21 protein-coding genes and 1 tRNA gene are annotated in these 26,081 nt (G+C 69.2%); 13 read left to right on the forward strand and 9 right to left on the reverse strand.

Annotated features, from left to right (window positions below; genetic code table 11):
* Positions 1–16 precede the first annotated feature (16 nt).
* From ACSEEN_RS00510 to ACSEEN_RS00535, 6 genes are all read right to left on the reverse strand, one after another.
* Positions 17–196, reverse strand: coding sequence for a hypothetical protein (locus tag ACSEEN_RS00510; RefSeq protein ID WP_440711962.1), 180 nt, complete (start codon positions 194–196; stop codon positions 17–19).
* A 262-nt stretch (positions 197–458) separates the two neighbouring features.
* A tRNA-Lys gene (locus ACSEEN_RS00515) sits at positions 459–531 on the reverse strand.
* A 95-nt stretch (positions 532–626) separates the two neighbouring features.
* Entirely contained in the window at positions 627–851 is a 225-nt protein-coding gene (locus tag ACSEEN_RS00520) for a DUF3618 domain-containing protein (protein WP_440711963.1), read from the reverse strand.
* Between the two features lie 241 nt (positions 852–1,092).
* Entirely contained in the window at positions 1,093–1,809 is a 717-nt protein-coding gene (locus tag ACSEEN_RS00525) for a hypothetical protein (protein ID WP_440711964.1), read from the reverse strand.
* Positions 1,810–1,834: 25 nt separating this feature from the next.
* Positions 1,835–2,893, reverse strand: coding sequence for an alpha/beta hydrolase (locus ACSEEN_RS00530; protein WP_440711965.1), 1,059 nt, complete (start codon positions 2,891–2,893; stop codon positions 1,835–1,837).
* Positions 2,890–4,422, reverse strand: coding sequence for a flavin-containing monooxygenase (locus ACSEEN_RS00535; protein ID WP_440711966.1), 1,533 nt, complete (start codon positions 4,420–4,422; stop codon positions 2,890–2,892). Before ACSEEN_RS00535 ends, ACSEEN_RS00530 begins: the two co-directional genes overlap by 4 nt.
* Positions 4,423–4,791: 369 nt before the next feature.
* Here ACSEEN_RS00535 and ACSEEN_RS00540 point away from each other — a divergent pair, with 369 nt between their 5' ends.
* The 9 genes from ACSEEN_RS00540 to ACSEEN_RS00580 all read left to right on the forward strand — a co-directional run bounded on the left by ACSEEN_RS00540 (position 4,792) and on the right by ACSEEN_RS00580 (position 17,110).
* Positions 4,792–5,652, forward strand: coding sequence for a phytanoyl-CoA dioxygenase family protein (locus ACSEEN_RS00540; protein WP_440711967.1), 861 nt, complete (start codon positions 4,792–4,794; stop codon positions 5,650–5,652).
* A 72-nt stretch (positions 5,653–5,724) separates the two neighbouring features.
* On the forward strand, positions 5,725–6,963 hold the full coding sequence (locus ACSEEN_RS00545; RefSeq protein WP_298446610.1) for a PucR family transcriptional regulator: 1,239 nt from the start codon (positions 5,725–5,727) through the stop codon (positions 6,961–6,963).
* Positions 6,964–7,082: 119 nt separating this feature from the next.
* Complete coding sequence (locus tag ACSEEN_RS00550; RefSeq protein ID WP_440711968.1) at positions 7,083–8,003, forward strand: NAD-dependent epimerase/dehydratase family protein; 921 nt, start codon at positions 7,083–7,085, stop codon at positions 8,001–8,003.
* A gap of 80 nt (positions 8,004–8,083) precedes the next feature.
* Positions 8,084–8,683, forward strand: a complete 600-nt coding sequence (locus tag ACSEEN_RS00555; protein WP_440711969.1) for an AAA family ATPase — start codon at positions 8,084–8,086, stop codon at positions 8,681–8,683.
* Positions 8,684–8,795: 112 nt separating this feature from the next.
* On the forward strand, positions 8,796–12,716 hold the full coding sequence (locus ACSEEN_RS00560) for a non-ribosomal peptide synthetase (protein WP_440711970.1): 3,921 nt from the start codon (positions 8,796–8,798) through the stop codon (positions 12,714–12,716).
* On the forward strand, positions 12,709–13,932 hold the full coding sequence (locus ACSEEN_RS00565) for an alpha/beta hydrolase-fold protein (RefSeq protein ID WP_440711971.1): 1,224 nt from the start codon (positions 12,709–12,711) through the stop codon (positions 13,930–13,932). Before ACSEEN_RS00560 ends, ACSEEN_RS00565 begins: the two co-directional genes overlap by 8 nt.
* Before the next feature lie 57 nt (positions 13,933–13,989).
* Positions 13,990–15,159 carry a YncE family protein gene (locus ACSEEN_RS00570; RefSeq protein WP_440711972.1) on the forward strand — a complete coding sequence of 390 codons (1,170 nt, stop codon included), beginning with the start codon at positions 13,990–13,992 and terminating at the stop codon, positions 15,157–15,159.
* 8 nt (positions 15,160–15,167) lie between these two features.
* Positions 15,168–16,340 carry an amidohydrolase gene (locus ACSEEN_RS00575; protein ID WP_371308057.1) on the forward strand — a complete coding sequence of 391 codons (1,173 nt, stop codon included), beginning with the start codon at positions 15,168–15,170 and terminating at the stop codon, positions 16,338–16,340.
* A complete protein-coding gene (locus ACSEEN_RS00580; protein WP_247867257.1) occupies positions 16,337–17,110 on the forward strand; it encodes an ABC transporter permease in 774 nt (257 codons plus the stop codon). Before ACSEEN_RS00575 ends, ACSEEN_RS00580 begins: the two co-directional genes overlap by 4 nt.
* Before the next feature lie 55 nt (positions 17,111–17,165).
* On the opposite strand, the gene ACSEEN_RS00585 is transcribed toward ACSEEN_RS00580, so the two are convergent.
* Positions 17,166–18,329, reverse strand: a complete 1,164-nt coding sequence (locus ACSEEN_RS00585) for a YncE family protein (protein WP_440711973.1) — start codon at positions 18,327–18,329, stop codon at positions 17,166–17,168.
* A gap of 370 nt (positions 18,330–18,699) precedes the next feature.
* On the opposite strand from ACSEEN_RS00585, the gene ACSEEN_RS00590 reads away from it, so the two are divergent.
* The gene (locus tag ACSEEN_RS00590) at positions 18,700–19,905 is read left to right on the forward strand and encodes a L,D-transpeptidase (protein ID WP_440711974.1); all 1,206 of its coding nucleotides are present in this window, start codon (positions 18,700–18,702) and stop codon (positions 19,903–19,905) included.
* Between the two features lie 126 nt (positions 19,906–20,031).
* Positions 20,032–21,171 (forward strand): acyl-CoA dehydrogenase family protein, encoded by a 1,140-nt coding sequence (locus ACSEEN_RS00595; RefSeq protein ID WP_440711975.1) that lies wholly within the window; start codon positions 20,032–20,034, stop codon positions 21,169–21,171.
* A gap of 69 nt (positions 21,172–21,240) precedes the next feature.
* Here ACSEEN_RS00595 and allB read toward each other — a convergent pair whose 3' ends face one another.
* The gene (allB, locus tag ACSEEN_RS00600) at positions 21,241–22,614 is read right to left on the reverse strand and encodes an allantoinase AllB (RefSeq protein ID WP_371308054.1); all 1,374 of its coding nucleotides are present in this window, start codon (positions 22,612–22,614) and stop codon (positions 21,241–21,243) included.
* Between the two features lie 235 nt (positions 22,615–22,849).
* Here allB and ACSEEN_RS00605 point away from each other — a divergent pair, with 235 nt between their 5' ends.
* Both ACSEEN_RS00605 and ACSEEN_RS00610 read left to right on the forward strand, forming a co-directional pair.
* Complete coding sequence (locus tag ACSEEN_RS00605) at positions 22,850–24,382, forward strand: NCS1 family nucleobase:cation symporter-1 (protein ID WP_440711976.1); 1,533 nt, start codon at positions 22,850–22,852, stop codon at positions 24,380–24,382.
* Between the two features lie 34 nt (positions 24,383–24,416).
* Complete coding sequence (locus ACSEEN_RS00610) at positions 24,417–25,139, forward strand: aspartate/glutamate racemase family protein (protein WP_247867273.1); 723 nt, start codon at positions 24,417–24,419, stop codon at positions 25,137–25,139.
* A 91-nt stretch (positions 25,140–25,230) separates the two neighbouring features.
* On the opposite strand, the gene ACSEEN_RS00615 is transcribed toward ACSEEN_RS00610, so the two are convergent.
* Positions 25,231–26,052: a bifunctional allantoicase/(S)-ureidoglycine aminohydrolase gene (locus ACSEEN_RS00615; protein WP_247867278.1), complete on the reverse strand. Its 822-nt coding sequence runs from the start codon at positions 26,050–26,052 to the stop codon at positions 25,231–25,233.
* Positions 26,053–26,081 lie beyond the last annotated feature (29 nt).

Consider the following 26,081-nt stretch of genomic DNA (forward strand, 5'->3'; position numbering starts at 1 on the left):
CGGTCAAGAGTCCCCTTCAGCCGAGGGCTTCGCGCTGGATCTGCTCCAGCCGTGCAGCGACAGCCGGGTCAAGCTCATCGACGGCGGCGACGGCCAGCTCGGCCTGTGCAAGCGCGTTGATCGCGTTGCCGATCGGCTGCGTCCGCTCGAACAGCTCGTCGATCTCGGCCTCGGTCATCTGCTCGTCGTCGTCCACGCCTACCAGTAGATCGTGGACGGCACCAAGCAGGCGGCAGAATCAGAGAACGGTCCTGCCGAAGCACCCGACTGAAGCGAAGCCCTACCCGAGCAGTCGGCGGCGCATGATGTCGGCGTGCTTGGCGGAGAGCCGGGGTAGCCCACGAATGGATTGCTGGGCTGAGCGTCCCTAGCCGTCCCTCCAATCGCATTAGAGGGTTCATTAAAGGGTTCAGGCCCCTACCGGATTCTGCCGGTAGGGGCCTGACCTGCTGTTATTGTGCGCCATCAGGGACTCGAACCCCGAACCCGCTGATTAAGAGTCAGCTGCTCTGCCAATTGAGCTAATGGCGCTTGGCCTTGCGAGAAGAAACATTAACAGGCATGCCGCCGAGATAAAAATCGGCTGGTCAGCGCCGTTTCCGCGCTTCCGCAAGCGACCGGAGACGTCAGTGCTTGACGACCTTGCGGACCACCAGCACCACCACGAGGCCGCCGGCACCGATCAGGCCGAACTTCACCGGGGGCCGGTTCAGGAAGGCGAGCACCTTGGTCTTGGCGTCGTTGGCCAGGTGCTGCGGGTTCGCCCGCTCGGCGAGCTGGTCCAGGGTCGTCGCCAGTTCCTCGCGCGCCTGCGCGATCTGCTGCTCGATCTTGTCGGTGTCGTCGGCCACGCGGTCCTCCACGGTTCGTGTCGTTCACCCGCCCATGGCGGGATCGCTGCATCGATGTCACTCACGGGCTGCGCACCCGCGATGTGTCGAGAGTACCCAGCGCGGCTGCTCCGTGGTCGTCGTGGCACGGCTGGAGCGCCGCGCGACGACGGCGCCGACCCTCTCGATGCGCCGGTCGACATCGATAGGCTGCGCGGAGTGCACGCGCACGGCCGGCGCCCTACCACCGTGCGACGCTCCGTCACCGGGGTGCGGTGAGGGGCTCGGGCGTCTGATCCGGCGCCGGCATCGGCGCCGGCGCGAGCCGGTTCTGATATTCGTCGAGCACGCGGTACCCGTGGTAGTACGTCACCAGCATGAGCGCCCACACGCTCATCGCGATGCTGTAGAAGAGCGTGTGGTCGGCGTCGTCGCCGGGAATCCGGATGAAGTCGTACGACACGGCGATGAGGGCGCCGAGAACAGTCGCCACCGACACCCAGACGCCGTGGCGGCGCTCGCCGATGCGGAACAGGCGAGCGGCGACGTACAGCATGAACACCGCGACGCCGAGGTTCGCGACGGTGTAGAACGCGGTCCAGCTCAGACTGACCGGACGGACGTCGAGGGTGCGGTCGAGGCCGACTGCGACGCCCGCGAGAATGGCGATGGCCTCGACGATCCAGGTGGGACGGTATCGGTGAGTGACGGCCATCATGCCGAGGACGAAGATCACCGTCATGCCGAACGACCGGGAGAAGGCGTCGAAGAAGATCATCAGGTGGTAGCTGAGGCTGTCGTGCGACACGCCGGTCGCGGCCAGCAGCAGCACGTTGGTGCCGGACACCGCGATCACGATCCACTCGAAGCCGAGCAGAAAGTTGTGATGGCGTCGCAGCAGCCGAACGCCGTAGACGTAGCCGGCGCCCAGCATTGCGAGGTTGGCGATCAACACCAACGTCATATGGATCATGGACATGGCGGGTTCCTTCGGTGGTGAGGAGTCAGGCGAGGGCGGAGGCGATGGCGTCGGCGACTCGGTCGACGGCGGCGCGGGCCGTGGGACTGATCCGGGTCATCGAGAGGTAGCCGTGCACCAGGCCGCTCTCGCGCATCACGCGAGTCGGGACTCCGGCGTCGATCAGCCGGCCGGCGTAGGCGAGCGCCTCGTCGCGGAGCGGATCGAAACCGGCGACGGTGATCAGCGTGGCGGGTGCGCCCGTCAGGTCGTCGAGGTGGATCGGCGACACCCGCGGATCGGTCATCGCGGAGGCGTCGGGTACGTAGTGTCCACCCAGCCACGCGATCTGCTTGGCCGACAGCGCCGGATTGGTGGCGAACTCCTCCCGCGACGGGTACTCGCCCTCGGCGTCGACGACCGGATACATCAACACCTGCAGTCGGGGGCGGACCTGCGCCGCGCGGAGCTCGTTGCTCGCGACGGCGCAGAGATTGCCGCCCGCGCTGTCGCCCAGCAGCGCCATCCGTGCCGGGTCGACTCCCCACTCCTCGGCGTGGGCGACGGCGAATCGCCAGGCTTCGAGCGTGTCGTCGATCGCTGCCGGAAACGGTGCGTCCGGCGCGAGCCGGTATTCCAGGGACAGCACGGCGACGCCGGCACGGTCGGCGATGAGCCGAACCGGTGCGTCGTACCCTTCGCGGCTGCCGAGGACGAAGCCGCCTCCGTGTACGAACACGACCAGACCCGGCGAGCGTTCCGCAGGCCGGTACAGGCTGGCGTGAATCCCGCTCGGAAGGACGACGTCGTCGACGGTCATCGTCGGGGCGTCGTCAGCGAACACCACGCAGTCGGTGTCCATCGAGGCGCGGGCGTCGGCGACGCTGCCGTCGCTGAAATCGGGTGCCGAGGCGGATGCCTTCATGAGCACCGCGATCTCCGGGGCCATGATGTCGCCGTCGGAGTTCACGACCGGCGGGACGACGCGGTTCAGCAGTGACGGGCGAACGCGGCCGATCGTCGTGAACAGGACGCGCTGCATGCGTTCGGCACCCGTCAGCGCGCGGGCCGGCATCGTTGCGGAAGCGGAAGCGGTGCCGATCATCGCCGGACCTCTTCGGTCGCGGGAGCCGCGGTCAGCTCACGTTCCAGGCGTGAACTGAAGTGGAGAGCGTCGGTGATCACCGGGCCGCGGAACATCTTCCGGTCCTCGAGGAACACCTGCTTCATCTGCCACGGCATCTCGTCGCCCTGACGCGGAAGCGTGTGCTTGGCGCGCAGCATGTAGCCGGCGTCGAGGTCGATGACCGGGCGGGTGCCGGTGCCGTCGGGGGCCTCGGCGACGGCGGTGTCGTATCCGTGGGTGTCCATGTGACGCAGCAGCTCGATGAAGCTCTTGCCGAGCAGTCCGATCTTCAGCGTCCACGACGATTTGGTGTAGCCGAGAGCCATCACCCAGTTCGGCACGCCTGACAGCATCATTCCGCGGTAGACCACCGACTCGGAGAGGTCGATGGTCTTTCCGTCGACGGACACGTCGATGCCGCCGAACAGCCTCATGTTGAGGCCCGTCGCGGTGACGATCAGATCGGCGTCCAGGTGCTCGCCCGATTCCAGCTCGATGCCGGTCTCGGTGAAGCGCCGGACGCGATCGGTGACCACGTCGGCGTCGCCTCTGCTGATCGAGGAGAAGAAGTCGCCGTCGGGGGCAAGGCAGAGACGCTGGTCCCACGGCTCGTACGGCGGGTTGAAGTGCTTGTCGACGTCGAAGCCCTTGGGCAGTTCCTGCTGATTGACCCAGCGGATGAACCGGCGGGACGCCTTCGGGAAGGTGGTGAGGGCCTTGACCAGTGCCCAGTCGCTCCACACGTTCTTCCACCGGGTGGCGAGGTAGCCGCGGCGTTCGCCGAGCAGCTTGGTCAGCTTCAGGTTCAGCGAGTCCACGCGCGGCAACGTCAGGATGTACGTCGGAGTCCGCTGCAACATGGTGACGTGCGACGCTGCGCCGTCGCCGAGGAGCATCGACGGGATGAGGGTGATCGCGGTGGCGCCGCTGCCGATCACCACGACCTTCTTGCCGGAGTAGTCGTAGTCCTCGGGCCAGTGCTGCGGGTGAATGATGTCGCCCCGGAAGTCCGCACGCCCTTCGAACTCGGGAGTGAAGCCCTGGTCGTATCGGTAGTAGCCGGTGGCGCCGAAGACCCAGCCGGCCTTGATGACCTCGTGCCGGACGGTGCCGTCGGGGTCGGTGACGTCGACCGACAGCACCCACTGCGCGTCGTCGCTCATCCACGCCGCCGAGGTGACCTGGTGCCGGTACCGGACGATCTCGTCCAGCCCGTACTCGTCGACCGTCTCCTTCAGATAGTCGAGGATGAGCGGAGCGTCGGCGATCGCCTTCTCGTCCTTCCAGCTCTTGAACTCGTAGGCGAACGTGTGCAGATCGGAGTCGGAACGGATTCCGGGGTAGCGGAACAGATCCCAAGTTCCGCCGACGGAGTCGCGGCCTTCCAGGAGCGCGACCGTCTTCTTCGGGAACTCCTGCGTGACGTAGACGGCCGCGCCGATTCCCGAGATGCCGCCGCCGATGATGACGACGTCGAAATACTCCGGCTGGGTTGCTGAGCTGCTCATCTTCTCTTCTCTCATTCCGCGCCGGGACCGGCGCCTGGAAGGTGGATGTGACTGTGTGATGCGGCCCAGCCTGCCGAAATCGCTGTAACGCACGCCACATCGAATCTCAGCGTCTTGCCTGGCGGGAGTGTGGAAACCTCACACACTTCGCCGGCGAAGGATCCGGCGCCGCAGCCGCGAATCGCCCGGACCTGCGGCGAAGGTGCGATGTGCACCGCCTGCGGGCGACAGACGTACAAACGTGCGGATAGGCAGCGGGTCACGAGATGCCGATAGTGAGAGCTGCGCCACAGCACATCGATCCGGATTCCTGGGCACTCCGTTCTCTGAGTGGTCGGCGAACCCGGATCCTGACAGATTGGAAATCCCATGACCAGCGTCGAAACAGCCATCCAGCGAGTCCCGAGCTCGACGTCCGCGGCCGACATCCTCGCGATCGTCGCCCGCGACGGCGGCGTCGTCATCGAAGGACTGCTCTCCGCAGAGCAGGTCGCGCGTTTCAACTCCGAGATCGATCCGTCGCTCGCGGCGCTCGCCCCGGGCAGCACCCACGAGAACGAGCTCGTCCAGGAGTTCCACGGCGTGAACACGAAGCGCCTGACCAACCTGGTGAATCGCAGCGACGTGTTCCGCGACGAGATCATCGACCTCGACCTGGTGCACGAACTGTGTGATGCGCGATTCCTGGGGGAGTCGGGCACCTACTGGATGACGACCGCTCAGGTGATCGAGATCGGGCCGGGCAACCGCGCCCAGATGCTCCACCGCGATCTCGAGAACTGGTATCCCTTCGTCGGAATGGGCCCTGCCGGACCGGAGATCACACTCAACTTCCTCATCGCTCTCACCGACTTCACCGAGGAGAACGGTGCGACGCGGGTGATTCCGGGCAGCCATCTCTGGCCCGACTTCGAGGACCGCGGCGCTCCGGAGAAGACGATTCCCGCCACCATGAAGGCTGGCGACGCCCTGTTCATCAGCGGCAAGACCGTTCACGGGGGCGGAGCGAACGTCACGACGGACGAGTATCGGCGCGCGGTGTCGTTCGCCTTCAACCCCGGCTACCTGGTCGGGGAGGAGGCCTACCCGTTCCTGGTGTCCCGGGAGACCGCGGCCAAGCTCCCCGAGCGCGTCCAGCGGATCCTCGGCTTCCGCTCGCAGTACCCGCTCGGTTCACCGGGCCTCTGGCAGGTCGACTACTCCGAGCTCGCCGACTACCTCGGCCTCTAGCCCGGGTACCGCATGACACCGGTCTTGCCGGAACCGCCGAGGGCCGTCGCCGACGCGAGGAGACTGGCAGGTATGACGAGTCCGGATCAGCCGTGGCCCGAACCCTCCGAGTCGGTGGCACGGCTGATCCGGGGTCTGGCCGAGGATCTGCTCGCACGGTCGGACGAGGTGATCGCCGATGTCACTGCGGCGTCCGTCGAAGATCCGCGGTACCGGGTGATCGCCGACGATCCGGTGCTCGCCGAAGCCGATGCCCGTCTGGTCGTCTCGCTCCTCAAGCACTGGCTGACCTCCAACATCGCCCACCCCGGCCGGAGAGTGCCGGTCCTCGGCGGGAGTGAGATGCGGACGTTCGCGCGGGACGTGGTGCTGCGCGGTCTCGTCGTCGACGACGTCGGGGCGTGGAGATCGGCGGAGCGAGTCTGCTGGAAGTGGTGGCTCGCGGCCTGTTTCGAGGCCACCGACGATCCTGCGCAGCTCCGCGAACTCGTGGAGGTCTCGGGGAACACTCTGACCACGGCGACCGACGACGCGATGGTCGAGCTCGGCGACTACGTGCAGCGGACCCGGGAGGAGCTGGCGGCCGGATCTCAGTTGCAGCGGTACGCGACCGTCGAGCTGTTGCTGCAGGGGGCGGACATCGCCGTCTCCCGGGCGGAGGCGCAGCTCGGCTACGCACTCACCGGTTCGCATGTCGGTGTGGTGGTCTGGGTCGACTCCGAGGAGGACGTTGGCCTGCTCGAACGCGCTGCCGAACAGGTGATGAGGGCGTGCGGGGCCGATCGCCGGCTCACCGTGGTCGCGGGGACGGTGGCGCTGTGGCTGTGGATTCCGGCGGCCGCCACACCGGCGGTCTCGACACTCGCGGATCGGCTGCGTGGTCAGCGGCGCGTTCGGGTGGCTCTCGGACGACCGGCGAAAGACGTCGCAGGCTTCCGGCGTACCCATATGGATGCCGCTGCGGCGCAACGTCTTCTGGCCCGCCTCGACTCGCAGCTGTCCATCGTTCGCTACGAGGACGTTCAACTCGTCGACCTGATCACTGCCGATGTCGCCGCGGCGGATCGTTTCGTGGCCGACGTACTCGGCGATTTCCTCGACGCGAGTCCGGTGCTTCATCAGACGGTGCTCGTCTACGTCGAGGAAGGGCTCAACCGGACCAGCACGGCCGAGAAGTTGTACACCCATCGCAACACCATCGACCGGCGCCTGGCCCGCGTCGATGAGCTCTTGCCGAAGCCGTTCTCGGCCAATCCCACTGAAGTGGCGGCGGCACTGACATTGCTGCTGGTGCGCCGAGGGCCGGCGTGACCCGCGATCGGTGACTCCGCACATACTCTCGACGACTGAGACGGCACTCGGAGTGTTGACAGTGATTACTTCCGGTCCGTAGCGTGATGTTATCACCGCATACATTACGAAGGGCGAGCATGCAGACGATTCTGGGAGCCAACGGGCAGATCGCGGTCGAGCTGGCGCGCGATCTCGCACGGAACCACACCACCGACCTCCGGCTGGTCAGTCGCACGCCGAAGAAGGTGAACGAGACCGACGAGACCGTCAGTGCGAACCTCCTCGACGCCGAGGGGACGGCCGCGGCGGTCGCCGGCAGTGAGATCGTCTACTTCACCGCGGGTCTGCCGGGGAAGACGGAGCTGTGGGAACGCGACTTCCCCGTCATGCTGCGGAATGCGCTGGATGCCGCGCGGGCCGCGGGCTCGAAGTTCGCCTATTTCGACAACACCTACATGTATCCGCAGGACGATCGTGTGCAGACCGAGAACACCCGGTTCCAGCCCGTCGGCCGCAAGGGCCGCGTCCGCGCCCAGATGGCGTCGATGGTGCTCGACGAGATGGCCCGCGGCGACATCGAGGTCCTGATCGGCCGCGCGCCCGAGTTCTACGGCCCGGGACGGACCCAGAGCTTCACCAACTCGCTCATCATCGACCGGATGAAGGCCGGGAAGCGGCCGGTCGTCCCGGTCAGCGCCGACCGTCGCCGCACGCTCATCTGGACTCCGGACGCCAGCCGGGCGCTGGCGGTTCTCGGCAACACCGACGACGCCTTCGGGCAGACCTGGCACCTGCCGGTCGACGCCGACCGGCCCACCTATCAGCAGTTGGTGCACCTCGCCGCGGAGGTCTTCGGCACCGGCGACGGGTACACCGTCGCGCCCGGCTGGCTGCTGACCGCCGCCGGTGTGGTGCGGCCGGAGTTGCGGGTGATCCGTGAACTCCTTCCGCGCTACGCGCACGACAACGTCTTCGACTCCTCGAAGTTCGAGGCACGTTTCCAGGACTTCGCGATCACCACTTTCGCGGAGGGGCTGAGCGTCATCCGCGCGTCGTAGCCGAGCGGTTCCTGCGGCCGGAGACTCGGCATCGCATCGGGACGGGGCAGGGAGCGTCCGCGCTGCCTACCCTGGCGGTCGTGCTGATCTGGATCAACGGACCGTTCGGGGTGGGGAAGACGCAGGCGGCGTTCGAGCTGCGCCGGCGGCTGCCGGGAAGCATCGTCTGCGATCCCGAACTCGTCGGCTACGGACTCAACCGCATGCTGCCGGCCGAATTGCGCGGCGACTTCCAGGACTTCCCGGCGTGGCGGCAGGGCGTCTACGAGGCGCTCGACCGGGTGCTGACGCATCGCCGCGGCGTCGTCATCGTGCCGATGACGATCATCGAACCGGGTCGTCTCGCCGAGATCGTCGGCCGGCTTCGCGGTGCCGGGCACGACGTCCGGCACTTCTCGCTACTCGCCGAGCCGGAGACGGTCCGGGCTCGTCTCCGGTCCCGCCGCCTGCCGTTTCGCGGGCCCGACCGGTTCGCCCTCGACAGGCTCGATCTGTGCCTGGAACGACTCTCCGGACCCGGGTTCGCCGAGCAGATCCGCACGGACGGCCTCACCGTGCCGCGGGTCGCGGAGCGGATCGCCGAGCGCGCCGGACTCCTCCTGACGTCGAACGACGACGCGCCGCTCCGCGGCCGGGTACGACGAATGCTGGTGTCGATCCGGCACATCCGGATCGGCTGACAGTGCGCCGCGGGGCCGGACCACTAAGGGCATCCTGTGTTTGGGTACCCTAATCAAAGTAGTTCTGCTCGGCCGTCGTCGCCCGTTCCGCACCGGAGGATTGTGTACTCGCATGTCTGCTGAACCGATAGTCCTGACCGCGCACGACACGCCGCTCGGCGCGGGGACGCTGACCGACGCGCAGACCGCGCTCTGGTTCGGGCAGCAGCAGGTGCCCGGATCGGTCGCCTACCAGTGCGCCGAGCGGATCGATATCGCCGGTGAGCTGGACCCCGCGCTGTTCGCGGAGGTCCTCGCGGGGTGCCTCGCACGGATACCGGCGCTGCAGGCGCGGTACGCGGTCGGCGGCGACGGCCGGCCGGCGGCGGAGCCGGTCACCCGCGCCCACGACCTGCCGTTGATCGACGTCAGCGGCGAGGGCGACCCCGACGCCGCGTGCGATCGGGAGATCGCCGCCTTCATGGACCTGCCGCCCGCGGGCGACGGCTCGGCGGTGATCGCCGATGACCGGCTCAGCGGCCAGGTGCTGATCCGGCTGTCGCCCACCCGCCATGTCTGGGCCCAGCGGATCCACCACCTCTGCGTCGACGGCTACTCGTTCGCGGCGCTGCTGCGCTGGGTCGCCGCGTCGTACACGTCCGCCGCGGCCGGCGAGGGCTCGCCGGTCGATCCGCCGTTCGTGCCCGCGGACACCGGTACGACGGCCGATGCCGCGGCGGACGCCGCGTTCTGGCACGACTACTGCGCCGGTGCGGCCCGGCCGCCGAGCCTGACCGACCTGCCACCCGCCGTCGCCCACGACCGTCCGCATCGCACCTCCCGCCGGCTGGGGCCGCGGTCGGTGAACGGCCGTCACGGCTGGACCGAGACCACCCTCGCCGCCGTCGCGATGTACACCGCGACGCTGTCGGCCGATCCGAACGTGGTCCTCGGCATGCCGTGGGCGGCACGGCGTCTCGGTGCGCCGCCGACCATGGAGCCGACCGTCAACATCTTGCTGCTGCGGCTGACCGTGTCACCGCTGCCGACGGTCGGGGAGTTCCTCGACGCCGTCACCGCCGAGATCGGCGTCGTGCGCCCGCACGCGGGCTACCGGGCCGAGCAGCTGCGGCGCGACCTCGGGGCGGTCGGCACCGACGCGGTGGTCTACGGGCCGGTGGTGAACGTCAAGTTCTTCACGCCCGAGCTCGCCTTCGGCGGCGCGACCGGCCGCGTCGGCAACATCGCGATGGGACCGGTCGACGATCTCACCTTCACCGCCTCGCCCCAGCCGGACGGCGGCGTGGTGCTCGAGGTGGAGGCCAATCCGGCGCGGTACACGGCGCAGACGGCGGCGCGCCACGCCGATCGCGTCGCCGCCCTGATGGATCACCTCACCACGGCGGATCCGCGGACCCGGCTGGGCTCGCTGCCGGTCGCCGACGCCGGCGACGTGACCGCGCAGATCGTCACCTACAACCAGACCGGTCACCCCGTCGAGGACGCGACCCTGGCCGGACTGCTCGCCGACGCGGGGCGGCAGCACTCCAGCCGCACCGCCCTGGTGTGGACGGCCGCCGGTGGCGAGCAGCGGACGCTGACGTACGCGCAGCTGCGTGCCGCCGTCGACGATCTCGCCGCGATGCTCATCGATCTCGGTGCCGGGCCCGACGCGGTGGTGGCGCTGCGGATGGATCGCTGCCCGGAGATGGTGATCGCGATCCACGCGGTGATCGCGGCCGGCGCCGCCTATCTGCCGATCGACCCGGAGACCCCGGACGCGCGCATCGCATCGATCCTGTCCGACGCCCGGCCGGTCGCCGAACTCTCCGCGGCCGACCCCGGTCACGCCGACTGGCGTCACGACGGCCTCTCGCTCACCGTCAGCGCGCGAGACGGCGCCCGCAGCGGTGCGCCGGGTAGCGCCCCGGGCGGCCGCAACGCCGCGTACCTCATCTTCACCTCCGGCTCCACCGGCACCCCCAAGGGCACCATCATCGAGCACGCGAGCATCGTCAACCGGCTGCGGTGGATGGACGACGTCTTCGCGCTGACCACGCACGACCGGGTGCTGCAGAAGACGCCGTACTCCTTCGACGTGTCGGTCTGGGAGTTCTTCTGGCCGCTGATCGCCGGTGCCGCGCTGGTCGTCGCACCGGCGGGTGCGCACCGCGACTCGGCCGCGCTGGCGGCCGAGATCACCCGGCACGGCGTCACCGTCTGCCACTTCGTGCCGTCGGCCCTGGCCGCGTTCCTGCACGAGCCCGCGGCCGCCGCCACCGACTCGCTGCGGCTCGTCGTCTGCTCGGGGGAGGCCCTGGCACCGGAGACGCTGACCGCCGCCGGCCGTATCCTGCCGCGCAGCGCCGCCACCGGCGTCAACATCGTCGCCAACCTCTACGGGCCTACCGAGGCCGCGGTCGACATCACCTGGTGGCGGCCGGGGCCGGACTGGGACGGCGCGAGCGTGCCGATCGGCCTGCCCGTCTACAACAGCGCGGTCTACGTGCTCGACGACGCCCTGCGCCCGCTGCCGATCGGCAGCGTCGGCGAGCTGTATCTGGCCGGTGTCCAGCTGGCCCGCGGGTATCTGAAACGCAGCGGGCTGACCGCGACGCGCTTCGTCGCCGATCCGTTCGCGCCGGGTGAGCGCATGTACGCGACCGGCGATCTGGCCCGCCGCGAGGCGGACGGTGCCATCACCTACATCGGCCGCGTCGACGATCAGGTGAAGATCCGCGGCCGGCGCATCGAACTCGGCGAGGTCGGCGCGGCGCTGAGCGACGCGGCCGGCGTCGCGCACGGCATCGCGATCGCCCGCGGCAGCGGGTCGTCGGCGACGCTGCTGGGTTACGTGGTGCCCGAACCGGGGACCACGGTCGACCTGTTCGAGCTGCGGGCCGTGCTGTCGCGGCGGCTGCCGTCGTACATGGTCCCCGACGCGCTCGTGGTGATCGACGAGATCCCGATGACCCGCAACGGCAAACTCGATCGCAAGCGGCTGCCCGATCCGGTGCTCGGCGGCGCTGAGATCGCGCCGCCGGAGTCTCCGCTGGAGATCGCCCTGGCCGCGGTCTTCGCCGAGGTCCTCGAGCGCGACGCGGTGTCGGTGACCGACAGCTTCTTCGACCTGGGCGGCAACTCGCTGTCGGCCGCACGACTGGCCGCCCGCATCCGGGAGGTGACCGGGCGCGATGCGGCCGTCGCCGACCTGTTCGCCGCCCCGTCGGTCACCGCCCTCGCGCGGCGCCTCGACGGAGGCGACGGCGCCGATCCCTTCGGGCGGCTCCTCACCCTGCGCGCCGCCGACCCGGGCAGCGGGCGCGCGCCGCTGTTCTGCGTCCACCCGGCCGGCGGCCTGGGCTGGTGCTACGCCGGGCTGCTCGGCGCCCTCGACCGATCGATCGGCGTCTACGCCCTCCAGGCGGACGGTCTGCGTGGTGAGCCGCTGCCGGTCAGCCTCGCCGAGGTCGCGCGAACCTATCTGGACGCGATCGAGGAGGCGGTGCCCGACGGGCCGATCCAGCTGCTCGGCTGGTCGGTCGGCGGCGTCATCGCCCACGAGATGGCGGTCGCCGCCGCGGCGCGCGGCCGCGCGGTGACCGGGCTGTACCTGATGGACGCCTACCCGAGCGAGCAGTGGGCCGCCCAGCCGCCGCCGTCGGACGCCGAGGTGCGGCGCGCCTTCCTCATCATGGCCGGTGTCGAGAAGGAGGCCATCGACTCCGACGCCGACCTGCTCGACGCACTCCGCGGGGAACACACCGCGTTCGGGGCGCTGACCGCCGCGCAGGTGCGGGCGATCGCCGACGTCGTGGCGCATTTCGCGAGCCTCATGCGCGAGCACACCACCGGCGAGTTCGGTGGGGACGCGACGCTGTTCCGGGCCACCGAGGGGGCCGAGGACTTCCTCGACCCGCGGGGCTGGTCCGCCCATGTCGGCGGCACCCTGACCCGCCACGACCTCGCGACGACACATCCCGGGATGGTCCGCCAGCCCGCACTGGGGAGTATCGCCGCGGCGATCGACGGCAGCGGGGTGACGCATGTCTGACACCGACCCGCGGCGGCCCGGACCGGAAGAACCCGGGCCGGAAGAACTCCGGGCGCTGGTGCTGGACCCGTCGGCCGCCCTCCCGCACGACGTGCTCGTCGGCGCCGCGACCCCGGTGATCACCGATCACCCCGGCGACCCGGACCGCCAGCGCATCCTCTTCCTCTGGCAGCCGACCGGCGGCGACCCGGATCCGGCCGGGGTGTACGTCTGGGTCAACCGGCTCACCGACAAGAATCACGCCGACGCCGGCCTGATGCGCCGCAAGCCGGGGACGCGGCTGTGGTTCACCGAGATCACGGCCCCGCGCGGCACGATGGCCGGGTACCGGATCTATCCGTTCGCCGCGGATTCGCCGGGCGTCGTCGACGGGCGGATCGTGTACTCGCGCGAGGTGGTGCGGGGCGCGCGGATCGACACCCGGAACACCGAGTTCCGCGCCGGCTCGCCGTTCGGTTCGGTGCTGCGGTGCGCCGGCGCGCCCCCTCTCGGCGACTGGGTCGATCCGGTCGCGGCGCCGGGCGTCACCGAGACCCTGACGCTGACCGCCGACGGCCGGGTGCTCCGCTGCCCGTTGAGCGTTCCCGGCCGCCCGGCCGACGGCGCCCCCGTCGACCTGCTCGTGGTGTTCGACGCGGAGAAGTGGTTCGGCCGCTACCGGCTGCCCGCGGTGCTCGCCCGCGCCGCGAGCGCCGGCCGGGTGGCGCGCCGGTTCGCGGTGGTCGGCATCGAGTCGCCCGCGGCACCGGGCGACCGGCTCGCGGTGCTGGGCGGCAACCGTGCCGTCCTCGACGCCGTGGCCACCGAGCTGATACCGCGGGTGCGCGCCCAGCTGCCGGGACCGCCGTCGCGCGTGATCGTCGCGGGGCAGAGTCTCGGCGGCCTCGCGGCGCTCAGTCTCGCGGCCTGGCATCCGGGCGTCGTCGAGGAGGTGCTGGCCTACTCGCCGTCGGTGTGGTGCCGGCCGGGTCTGACCGCCCGCCCGGCGCAGGTCCACGACCGGCAGGAATGGATTCACGACCAGCTCCGCGCCGCCACCGGCCGGTTGCCGCGGCTGCGACTGGCGGTGGGGGAGTTCGAGGAGGAACTCGAGCCCACGGTGCGTGCGGCGGCGGACACGGCGGTGGCGCACGGCTTCGCGACGGAACTGCGGACCTACCCGGGTGGTCACGACGACTGCTGGTGGGCGGCGTATCTGCTCGACGATCTGATGTGACCTGACCGACACCTTCCGATTTGTCCGCTCCGCGGACCTGCAAGTTAGGATTGCCTAATGAAATACTCAGGTACTCGTGCTCGCTCCCGCGCCGTTCGCCGCGGGCTCGCCCCCGCCGCCGTCGTCGGCACCGCTCTCGCCGTCGGTCTCGCGGCCGCCCCGCCGGCGTTCGCCGCCCCGGCCCGGTCGGGCCTGCCCGCCGGCTGGACGGTGACGCAGTCGACCATTCCGGCCGGGGTGACCGACGGCGCCCAGCTCGCCATCGACTCCGGGCGCCGGCTGGTCTACATCGCCGACGGCGACGACTACAAGTACAAGGAGCCGACGACCGGTCAGGTCCTGACCTACCCGCACCCGCTCGACCCGAAGGTCTCGGTGGTGAACGTCGACAGCCGCAAGGTGGTGCGCGGGATCAGCTACGCCAAGCTGCCCACCGCTCCCTACCGGCTCGGCCCGGCCGTGATCCAGATGCAGCAGATCCCGACCGGTCTGGCGGTGGACACCACGCGCGGCCTGGTGATGACCACCAACTCGGAGACCTCGGCGTCGACCATCGTGAATCAGGCCGCGCGGGTCGCCACGCCCCGTGACATGGTCTCCGCGAAGCTCGCGCATCCGATGGGCATCGCCGCCGACAGCGCGACCGGGCAGGCCTACATCGCCAACGTGGGTCTCGACTCGGTGGCCGTGATCGACAGCAAGACCCGCAAGCAGAAGGGCTCCATCACCGGCCTGTTCCGGCCGTCGATGCTCGCCGTCGACTCCGCCCGCCACCGCCTGTACATCGGCAACGCCGACACGCAGACCAAGAAGCGCAACTTCCTGACCGTGGTCGACACCACCACCAACCGGGTGATCACCAAGATCCCGACCGCGCCGAACTCCCGCCCGACCGTCGATCCGGCGACCGGCAACGTGTACGCGGTCAGTTTCCAGACCGGCGAGATCGCGGTGATCGACGGCGGCAGCTACGCGGTCACCACGCGCATCGCGACCAAGACCTCGCCGAACAACCTGGCGATCGACGCGCAGCGCCGGATCGGCTACACCTCGAATCTGTTCCGCAAGTCGATCACCGTCATCGACCTGACCAAGAACACGGTCATCGGCACCATCCCCACCAAGGCGGCGACCCACACGATCGCCGTCGACCAGCGCACCGGCACCGCGTTCGCGTCGCAGTTCCAGAGCCCGAACTTGACGGTGGTCCGTGCCGCGCGTAAGTGATCTGGAGTATGCCGACGCTCAGTGACGAAGCCCTGTCCCGACTCCGCGGCATCCGCCGGGACATTCATGCCCATCCCGAGCTCGCCTTCGCCGAGGTCCGCACCGCGGCGCTCGTCGCCGGCCGGCTGCGCGACCTCGGCCTGGAGGTGACCGAGGGCATCGGCGGCACCGGGGTGGTCGGCGTGGTGCGCGGCCGGGCCGGCGGACCGGTGATCGGCCTGCGGGCCGACATGGATGCGCTGCCGATCGTCGAGGCCGGGGACCGGCCGTACCGGTCCACCGTCGAGGGCGTGATGCACGCCTGCGGGCACGACGGTCACGTCACCATGCTGCTCGGGGCCGCCGAACTGCTGGCCGCCGGCCCGGCTCTCGACGGGACCGTGGTGCTGGTGTTCCAGCCCGCCGAGGAGGGCGCGGCCGGTGCGCCGGCGATGATCGACGACGGTGTGCTGGAACGCTTCGGCATCCAGGAGATCTACGGGATCCACAACATCCCGGGCATCGCCGAGGGCCACTTCGGAGTCCGGCCCGGCGTGCAGCTCGCCTCGTTCGACGATCTCGACATCATCGTGTCCGCGGCGGGCGCCCACGCCATGGCACCCCACGCCACCGGCGACGTGATCGTGGCGGGTTCGGCGCTGGTGACCGCGCTGCAGACGATCGTCTCCCGGCGCCTCGATCCGCTGGTGCCCGCGGTCGTGTCGATCACCCAGTTCACCGCGGGGGAGACCAACAACGTGCTGCCGACCACGGCCCGGCTGCGCGGCACCGCCCGGTGTCTGTCCGCGCAGGCCCGCGATCGGATCGAGGAGCTGGTCACCGGCATGTGCGCCTCCGTCGCGGCCGCGCACGGGGTGACGATCGACCTGCGCTACGAGCGGCGCTACCCGTGCACCGTCAACGATCCGGACTGCGCGGCCCGCGCGGCCCGGGTGGCCGCCGAGGTGGCCGGCGCGTCGCGGGTCGACCCGCGCACGCCCGGCATCCTCGCCGCCGAGGACTTCTCGTTCTTCCTGGAGCGGATCCCCGGCGCGTACGCGTTCCTCGGGAACGGGCCGATCACCCCGGATCGCGGTCCGGTTCACAACGACAGCTACGACTTCAACGACGACATCATCGGCGTCGGCGCGGAATACCTGGCCGCGGTGGCGGTGGCCGCCATCGCCGATCGCCACCTGTGACCGATCTCAGCAGCACCGTCATCCACATCGGGCCCGCGCTGGGGGTCGCGCTGGTGCTGCTCACCGTCGTCGCCGCCGTGGTCAACCGGCTGTCCGGCAGCGGGGAGGGGGCCGCCACCGTGTGGTCGGTGGCCCGGGCGGTGGTTCAGCTCGGCATCCTGGCGGCGCTGATCGCCCTGGTGATGCACCGGCTCTGGGCATCGGCGCTGTTCATGGTCGTCATGGGCGTGGTGGCCGGCACCACGTCGGCCCGCCGGATCGCCCGGCACGACCGGCGCGACGTACGACGACGGGTCCGCGAGACCGCATGCTGCGTGGTGGCCGTCGCGGTGCCCGCGCTGGTGATCGTCGCGGTCCTGATCCCGGCGGGCGTGCTGCCGCCGAACGGGCTGGCCGTGATCCCGACCGCGGGCATCATGTTCGGCGGCGCGATGAACACCGCGTCGCTGGCCGGGCGGCGCGCCCTGGACGAGTTGCGGCTCCGGGCGGGGGAGGTGGAAGCGGCGCTGTCGCTCGGCTTCTCACCGCGCGACGCCCGTTCGGAGATCTGCCGGCCGGCCGCGGCCAGCGCCCTGATGCCCGCTCTCGACCAGACCAAGTCCGTCGGGCTGGTGACGATCCCCGGTTCGTTCGTCGGCATGATCCTGGGCGGCGCGTCGCCGCTGGTGGCCGGCATCATGCAGCTGTTCGTGCTGATCGGGATCCTCGCGGTGAGTTCGATCGCGATGGCGCTGACCGTCGAGTTCGTCGCTCGCGGCGAACTGGCCTGACGCGAAAGCCCCGGATCGCGCGGGTGCGCGGTCCGGGGCTTTCGGCGGTGGGTCGTTACTTCTTGGTCACCGAGACGATGGTCAGCTTGCCGCCCTGGTGGTTGGTGCTGAACACGGTGCCGGTCTTCTGATCGACCACCAGCGAGTGCTCCGCGGCACCGGTGCGCAGCGTGGTGATGACGGCGCCGGTGTCGGCGTTCAGCACGGTGATGGTCTTGCGCTGCAGGTTGGCCGTGTAGACCAGGCGGCGCTGCCCGTCGATCGCGAGCTTGTCCGGGGTGGTGCCGGTGACGATGGTCTTGACGACGGTCAGCGAGTTCGGGTCGATGACCACGATCTTGCCGGTGTCGAAGCTCGCCGCGAAGACCTTGCCGGTGGCCGGGTCGACCTGCGGGCGGGTGTTGGACGGAGTCGGGATCTTCTTGATCACGGCGTTGGTCCGGGTGTCGACGACCGTCAGGTAGTTGGTCTTCTTGGCGTTGTAGTCGGCGTTGCCGACGTACAGCCGGTTCCGGCTGGTGTCGATGTCCAGGAACGACGGCATGTAGATGTTGCTGATCTTGGCGACCTCGCGGCGCTTGACCGTGTCGATCACCGACACGTAGTTCTTGGCGTTCATCGCGACGTAGGCGAGCTGGCTGCGCTCGTCGACGGCGACGCCCATCGGGTGCGCCTGCGGGAAGCTCAGCAGGTTCGAGGCGTTGGTGGTGGTCGCGTTCTGGCTGACGATGGTCACGCCGTTCGCGTGCGACGCGGTGCTCACGATGCGGCTGTGGGCGTTGTCGACGCCGATCCCGTCGGGCACCTGCGGGGTCGGGACCACCGGTGCCGGGCCGAACGGCATGAGGCCCCACGGCATGGGGGCGTAGTCGATCTTGCCGACCGGCTTGCGCTTGGTGATGCTGAACTTGGACACACCCGGCTGCAGTGCGCGGAAATCGAAGCTGACGTTCGAGCCGCCCTTGGTCTGCATGGTGAAGAACGAATCGGTGATGAAGAGCTTGCGGGTCTTATCGTTGATGGCCAGCTCGGCGCCGGACTTCACGCCGGCGGGGGCGGAGGAGACGCGGAAGTTCCAGTCGCCGCCGGGGGCCGCGTTGGCCTGGGGAGCGACGCTCACGGCGGGCGCGAGCACGGCCAGCAGGCCGGCGCCGGCCACCGCGAGAGTGGTGCGCTTGACGGGACGGGGACGTCGTGAGACCGGCACTGGAAGAGACATGAACCAGAGATTAGCATAGCCTTATCTACCCGATCGGGCTCGCGTTCGGCGTTCGGCCGCCGGTATGGCACGCGCGGGCCGCGCGGTCGTGAAGCATCTCTCACCCGGACGGTATGAATCGGTCGAATCGGCCGTGACCTGTACTGATGCGAATGACATGCCGGTGATTCGCCACGGCGCGCGTCTGGCGGGATGGCCGCGGCGTCCTGTATCCTCGCCGGTGAGGGGGTGTACAGCGCCGTGTCCGTCCCTCATCGCGGGGACGTGCAAATGCGCGCAGGTATCCCTACAATAGACCTAACCGGGACACCGGTCCGCTTAGGTGGGCGTCGAGGATCGTTCGACGCTGGCAGGTTCAGTTTGGAGCATCATGGGGTTCAGTCGTCTGCGACGTCGTCGCACTTTCCGCACGGCCGCCGTGCTGGGCACGCTCGCCGCGTCCGCGGTCGCGCTCACCGCATGCAGCAGCTACAGCGACAAGGTGCACGCGTCGGGTGAGTTCGCCGACATGATCAGGCCGGCCATCTCGGTGACCGACCAGGGCGGCGCTCCGCTCGCCAAGGACGCGGTCGGCGTGCAGCCCGGCAAGAAGGTCGTCGTCAAGGCCACCGAGGGTGCGCTGAGCGATGTCACCATCACCAGCTCCAGCGGCACCCGGGTGAAGGGCGCGCTGAGCGAGGACGGCGGCACCTGGACCAGCGCCGAGGACTTCGGGTACGACAAGAAGTACACCGTGAAGGCCGCGGCCGTCGGCGTCGGCGGCAAGACGTCGACCAGCCAGACGTTCACCACGCAGGCCCCGGACAAGCTGACGCAGGCGTACATCTCGCCCAACGAGAAGACGGTCGGCGTCGCGACCACGATCGGCGTGCGCTTCGACGAGTCGATCCCGGACCGCAAGGCGGCCCAGGACGCCATCAAGATCACCACCGACCCGCAGGTGCAGGGCGCGTTCTACTGGATCAGCGACACCGAGGTCCGCTGGCGGCCGGAGCACTTCTGGAAGCCGGGCACCAAGGTCAAGGTCGAGGTGAACACCTACGGCATCGACCTGGGCGACGGCATGTTCGGCCAGGAGAACGTCTCGCAGAGCTTCACCATCGGCCGCGCCATGGAGCTGTACGCCGACGACCACACCAAGGAGGTCGTCGTGAAGAAGAACGGCCAGGTGATCCGCACCATGCCGACGTCGATGGGCAAGGACTCCACGCCCACCAACAACGGCATCTACATCATCGGCGACCGCCTGGACAGCATCATCATGGACTCGTCCACCTACGGTGTGCCGAGCAACTCGCCCGAGGGCTACCGCACGCCGGTCGACTTCGCCACCCAGATGTCCTACAGCGGCATCTACCTGCACTCGGCTCCCTGGTCGGTGTGGGCGCAGGGCAACACCAACACCAGCCACGGCTGCCTCAACCTGAGCCCGGCCGATGCGCAGTGGGTGGTGCAGAACACCCTGCGCGGCGATCCGGTCACCGTGAAGAACACGGTCGGCGACACCCTCCCGGGCACCGACGGTCTGGGTGACTGGAACATCCCGTGGTCGACGTGGTCGAAGGGCAACGCCTGACCGGCCCCGGCCGCACGACGAAATGATCCGACCGCTCCCGACACCCGGGGGCGGTCGGATCTTTACATCGGCCGTTGTTAGTATCGCGGAGACCGCATACACGCATGAGTTAGGTGGCAACACGCAATGGTTAAGCCGTCCTGGGAGACCGAGGAACTGAGCGCGCTCCGCGAGATGACGCGCGCTTTCATGGAGAAGGAGGTCACCCCGAACGTCGAACGCTACCGGGAGCAGCACCACGTCGACCGCGACCTGTGGAACAAGGCCGGTGAGATCGGCCTGCTGTGCATGTCCATCCCGGAGGAGTACGGCGGTGGTGGAGGCACCTTCGCCCACGAGGCCGTGCTGATCGAGGAGCAGGCCCGCACGGCCGACACCTCGTGGGGTGTCAGCCTGCACAACGGGATCGTCGCGCACTATGTCCTCGCCTACGGCACGGAGGAGCAGAAGCGGGCGTGGCTGCCCAAGCTGGCGTCCGGCGAGTGGGTCGGGGCCATCGCGATGACCGAGCCGGGCACCGGGTCGGATCTGCAGAACGTCAAGACCAAGGCGGTCAAGGACGGCGACGACTACGTCATCACCGGGAACAAGACCTTCATCACCAACGGCGGACAGGCCGACTTCGTCATCGTCGTGGTCAAGACCGACGCCGGCGAGGGCGCCAAGGGTATCTCGCTGATCGGTGTCGAGACCGAGCGCGAGGGCTTCAGCCGCGGCCGCATCCTGGACAAGATCGGCATGAAGGGCCAGGACACCGCGGAGCTCAACTTCGACGGTGTGCGCGTGCCGCAGTCGAATCTGCTCGGCGACGCCGAGGGTCTCGGCTTCATCCAGCTCATGCAGCAGCTTCCGCAGGAGCGGCTGATCATCGCCGTGGGTGCGGTGGCCGGCATGGAGGTCGCGCTGGCGAAGACGCTGGAATACACCAAGGACCGCACCGCCTTCGGACGGCCGATCTTCGGCTTCCAGAACACCAAGTTCAAGCTGGCCGAGGTCGCCACCGAGGCGCACATCGCACGCGTCTTCGTCGACGACTGCATGGAGAAGCATCTCCGCGGCGAGCTGGACATCCCGACCGTCGCGATGGCCAAGTGGTGGACCACCGAGAAGGCCATGGAGATCGCCGACACCTGTCTCCAGCTCTTCGGCGGCTACGGCTACATGAACGAGTACCCGATCGCCCGGATGTGGGCCGATGCCCGCGTCCAGATGATCTACGGCGGCACCAACGAGATCATGAAGGAGATCATCTCGCGGTCGCTGTGAGCGCCTGAACGACGACGGCCCGCCCGCTCCGATCCGGAGCAGGCGGGCCGTTCGCGTTCGCGGCGGAGGTCAGACGTCGCCGCGGCGCAGCAGCCGGCCCTTCGGGGTGGTCAGGTCGACCTTCTCGCCGCGCAGCCAGGTGCCGGTCACCACGCCGGCGAGCGCCCGGCCGTCGTACGGGCTCACCGGATTCTTGTGGTGCAGCCGGTGCACGTCGACGACGTACGCGGACTCCGGCTCGAAGATCGCGAAGTCGGCGTCGTAGCCGAGAGCGATCCGGCCCTTGCTCTTCAGCCCGGCCAGATCGGCCGGGCGGGCGGCCATCCATTCCAGCACCTGGGGGAGGCCGATGCCGCGCTGGCGAGCCTCCGACCAGATGAGCGACAGTCCGAGCTGCAGCGAGGCGACGCCGCCCCAGGCGACGCCGAAGTCGCCGTTCTCCACGTCCTTCAGGTCCGCGGTCGACGGCGAGTGGTCGCTCACGATGCAATCGATGACACCGTCGAGCAGTCCCTGCCAGAGCAATTCGCGGTTGGCCGCCTCCCGGATCGGCGGGCAGCACTTGAACGCGGTGCCGCCGGCCGGAACCTCCTCGGCGAGCAGCGTCAGGTAGTGCGGGCAGGTCTCGACGGTGATGCGGACCCCGTCGCGCTTGGCCGTGGCCAGCATCGGCAGGGCGTCCGACGACGACAGGTGCAGCACGTGCGCGCGGGCGCCGGTCCAGCGGGCCCGCTCGATGACCTCGGCGATCGCCACGTTCTCGGCGCCGCGCGGCCGCGAGGCGAGGAACCGCGCGTACTGGTCGCCCTCGGCGGTCGGGGCGTGGTCGATGGCGCGGGAGTCCTCGGCGTGCACGATCATCAGCGAGTCGTAGGTGACCAGCTTGCGCATGTCCGCCTCCATCTCGTCGGCGGTCAAGTGCGGGAACTCGTCGACGCCGGAGTGGAGCAGGAAGCATTTGAAGCCGAAGACGCCGTCGTCGTGCAGGGCGCGCAGATCGCCTTCGTTGCCCGGGATCGCGCCGCCCCAGAAGCCCACGTCGATGTGGGTCTTGCCGCGGGCGCTGGCGCGCTTGATCTCGAGGGCCTCGACCGTCGTGGTCGGCGGGATCGAGTTCAGCGGCATGTCGATCAGTGTCGTGACGCCGCCGGCGGCCGCGGCGCGGGTGGCCGATTCGAAGCCCTCCCACTCGGTGCGGCCGGGCTCGTTGACGTGCACGTGGGTGTCGACCAGGCCGGGGATCATCACCTGGTCGTCGTTCAGCGTGATCACCTCGTCACCGGCGAGGCCGCTGCCCAGCGGCTCGATGGCGACCACCCGGCCGTCGCGGATGCCGATCTCCCGGTCGACGATGCCCGCGGTGGTCAGGATTCGGCGGCCGCGGACGACCAGATCGAAGGGGAGGGCGGTGGGCTGGGCGGCCGCGCCGGGGGTGTCGGTCATCACTCGGACTCCTTGATCATCGGTGATCGGGTGGACCCGAGATTACCCCAGTAATTCCTCATCGTGGAACTATTCGCGCTGGGAGTGGAACTCGATGCGTGACGAATTCACCGAAACTGTTGACATGTGACTGGTCGGTAGGGATAACTTGGTCCAACAACGGAAACGTAGTTCCGCTACATGGAATATTCAGAGGTGGTCGCGGCGGCCACCCCGTCCCCCGGGAAGTGCACCCATGAGTCTGCAGACCCCCACGCATCACGATGACGGCGTGCACGCCGCGGCGGACGCGCTGATCCCGCCCGATGCGATCGAGGTGCCGCCGGGCGCCAGCGCGGAGCTGTACAACGTCGATCTGGCGCCGACGCAGCGCGCGGGCCGCCGGTGGAGCGGCTACAACATCTTCACGCTGTGGGCCAATGACGTGCACAGCCTGGGCAACTACGGTTTCGCGATCGGCCTGTTCGCCCTCGGCCTGGGCGGCTGGCAGATTCTGGTGGCACTGGTCCTCGGCGGCCTGTTCCTGTTCGTCCTGCTGAGCCTCTCCGGCTTCATGGGCGAGAAGACGGGCGTCCCGTTCCCGGTGATGAGCCGCATCTCGTTCGGTATCCGGGGCGCGCAGATCCCCGCCGTGATCCGCGGCGGTGTCGCGATCGCCTGGTTCGGTATCCAGACCTACCTGGCCTCGGTGGTCCTGCGGGTCATGCTGGTCGCCATGTTCGGCGGCCTGGCCGGCCTCGACAAGAACGACGTCCTCGGACTGTCGACGCTCGGCTGGCTCTCGTTCGTGGGGCTCTGGGTGATTCAGGTGATCATCGTCAGCTACGGCATGGAGATGGTCCGCAAGTACGAGGCCTTCGCCGGTCCGGTCATCCTGGTCACGATGGTGGCCCTGGCCGTCTGGATGCTCGGCCGGGCCGACTGGTCGATCGCCTGGACCACGCCCGATTCGCTGACCGGCGGCGACATGTGGCTCAAGATCGTCGGCGGCGCGAGCCTGTGGGTCGCCATCTACGGCACCTTCGTCCTGAACTTCTGCGACTTCACCCGCAACGCGGTGTCCAAGAAGTCGATCATCCGCGGCAACTTCTGGGGCATCCCGCTGAACATGCTGCTCTTCGGCGGCATCGTGGTGGTCCTCGCCGGCGGGCAGTACAAGATCAACGGCACCGTGATCGAGTCGGTGTCCGACATCGTCGAGGCCGTCCCGAACACCGCGCTGCTGGTGCTCGCCTGCCTGGCCCTGCTGATCCTGACCGTCGCGGTGAACCTGATGGCGAACTTCGTCGCCCCGATCTACGCGCTGAACAACCTGTTCCCCAAGCACCTCAACTTCCGCCGCGCCGCGCTGAGCTCGGCGGTCATCGGCCTGGTGATCCTGCCCTGGAATCTGTACAACTCGCCGGCGGTGATCGACTACTTCCTCGGTGGCCTCGGTGCGCTGCTCGGCCCACTGTTCGGCATCATCATGGCCGACTACTGGCTGGTGCGCCGCAGCCGCGTCGACGTCCCGGCGCTGTACACCGACGCGCCGGACGGCGCCTATCACTACCGGGCCGGCTTCAACCTGCGCGCGGTCGGCGCGCTGATCCCGACCGCGGCCTTCGCGCTGGTGATGGCCTTCGTCCCGGCGTTCGGCGCGGTGTCGAACTTCTCCTGGTTCATCGGGGCCGGACTGGGCGCGCTGGTGTACCTTCTGGTCGCCGACCGGCAGGGACCGTTCGCCGATGTCTCCGGCGAGCCGATCGCCGTCCCGAGCACGCACTGACACCCCAACCGCCCGAGAACGGAAGCTGAAGAACATGCGCATTCTGGTCGCCAACGTCAACACCACCGCGTCGATGACCGAGGCCATCGCCGCCTCGGCCGCCGCCGTCGCGTCGCCGGGCACCGAGATCGTCGGCCTCACCCCGCGCTTCGGGGCCGACTCGTGCGAGGGCAACTTCGAGTCCTATCTCGCCGCGGTCGCGGTGATGGACGCGATCACCTCCTACGACGGGCCCTACGACGCGGTGATCCAGGCCGGCTACGGCGAACACGGCCGAGAGGGTCTTCAGGAACTGCTCGACGTCCCCGTCGTGGACATCACCGAGGCCGCCGCATCGACCGCGATGTACCTCGGGCACAGGTATTCGGTGGTGACCACGCTGGACCGCACCGTGCCGCTGATCGAGGACCGGCTGCTGCTCGCGGGTCTCGACCGGCGTTGCGCGTCGGTGCGGGCCTCCGGCCTGGGGGTGCTGGAACTGGAGTCCGATCCGCAGCGAGCGGTGCGCGCGATCGTGGAGCAGTCGCGGGCGGCGGTCGAGCACGACCGCGCCGAGGTGATCTGCCTGGGCTGCGGCGGGATGGCCGGACTCGAGGAGCAGGTGCGGGCGGCGACCGGGGTGCCCATCGTCGACGGTGTCCGGGCCGCGGTGACGATCGCCGAGGGCCTGGTCCGGATGGGACTGTCCACGTCGAAGGTGCGGACCTACGCACCGCCGCGGGAGAAGACGGTCACCGGCTGGCCGTTCCGGGTCTGACGTCGCCGGGGCAGACCGGATCCATCGAGGTACGGAATCGTCTGCGGCGGCGCCCCTTCCGGGACGCCGCCGCCGATCGTCGTGCCTCCGGTCAGAGCCGGATCTGCCGGTTGACGTCCTTGTACAGCAGGTAGCGGAAGTTCGACGGCCCGCCGGCGTAGCAGGCCTGCGGGCAGAAGGCGCGCAGGGACATGTAGTCGCCGGCCTCCACCTCCACCCAGTCGTCGTTGAGGCGGTACACGGCCTTGCCCTCCAGGACGTAGAGGCCGTGCTCCATCACGTGCGTCTCGGCGAACGGGATCACCGCCCCGGGCTCGAAGGTCACCACGTTGACGTGCATGTCGTAGGCGAGGTCGTTCGGATCGAGCATCCGGGTGGTCCGCCACTTGCCGTCGGTGCCGGGCATCGCGGTCGGCTCGATGGCGCGCTCGTTGCCGAAGCGCGGCGACGGGACGTGTCCGGCGAGCGGTTCGTAGCGCTTGCGGATCCAGTGGAAGTTCGCCGTCCCGGTTCCGGCGTTGTGCGCGCTCCATTCCTGGCCGGCCGGCAGATAGGCGAAGCCGCCGGCGGTCAGGACCTCGGTGGCCTCGCCCGCGGTCACGGTCAGTTCACCGGCCGTGACGAAGAGGAAGCCCTCCACCTCCGGCTGCGGTTCGGGGGCGTCGGAGCCGCCGCCGGGGGACACCTCGACCACGGACTGGGCGAAGGTGGTGGCGCCGCCGGCGACCGGACGGTTGATCACCCACGCGCGGGTACCGGTCCACTCCGGGAACACCGAGGTGACGATGTCGCTGTACACCCCGCGCGGAATCACCGTGTAGGCCTCGGTGACCACGGCGCGGTCGGTGAGCAGATCGGTCTGCGGCGGCAGACCGCCTGCCGGGGTGTAGTACGGGGCGGATTCGGGGGTCATCGTGATCCTTCTGGGGTCGGGCTGGTCGG

The organism is Gordonia marina (assembly GCF_052036135.1).
Lineage (GTDB): Bacteria > Actinomycetota > Actinomycetes > Mycobacteriales > Mycobacteriaceae > Gordonia.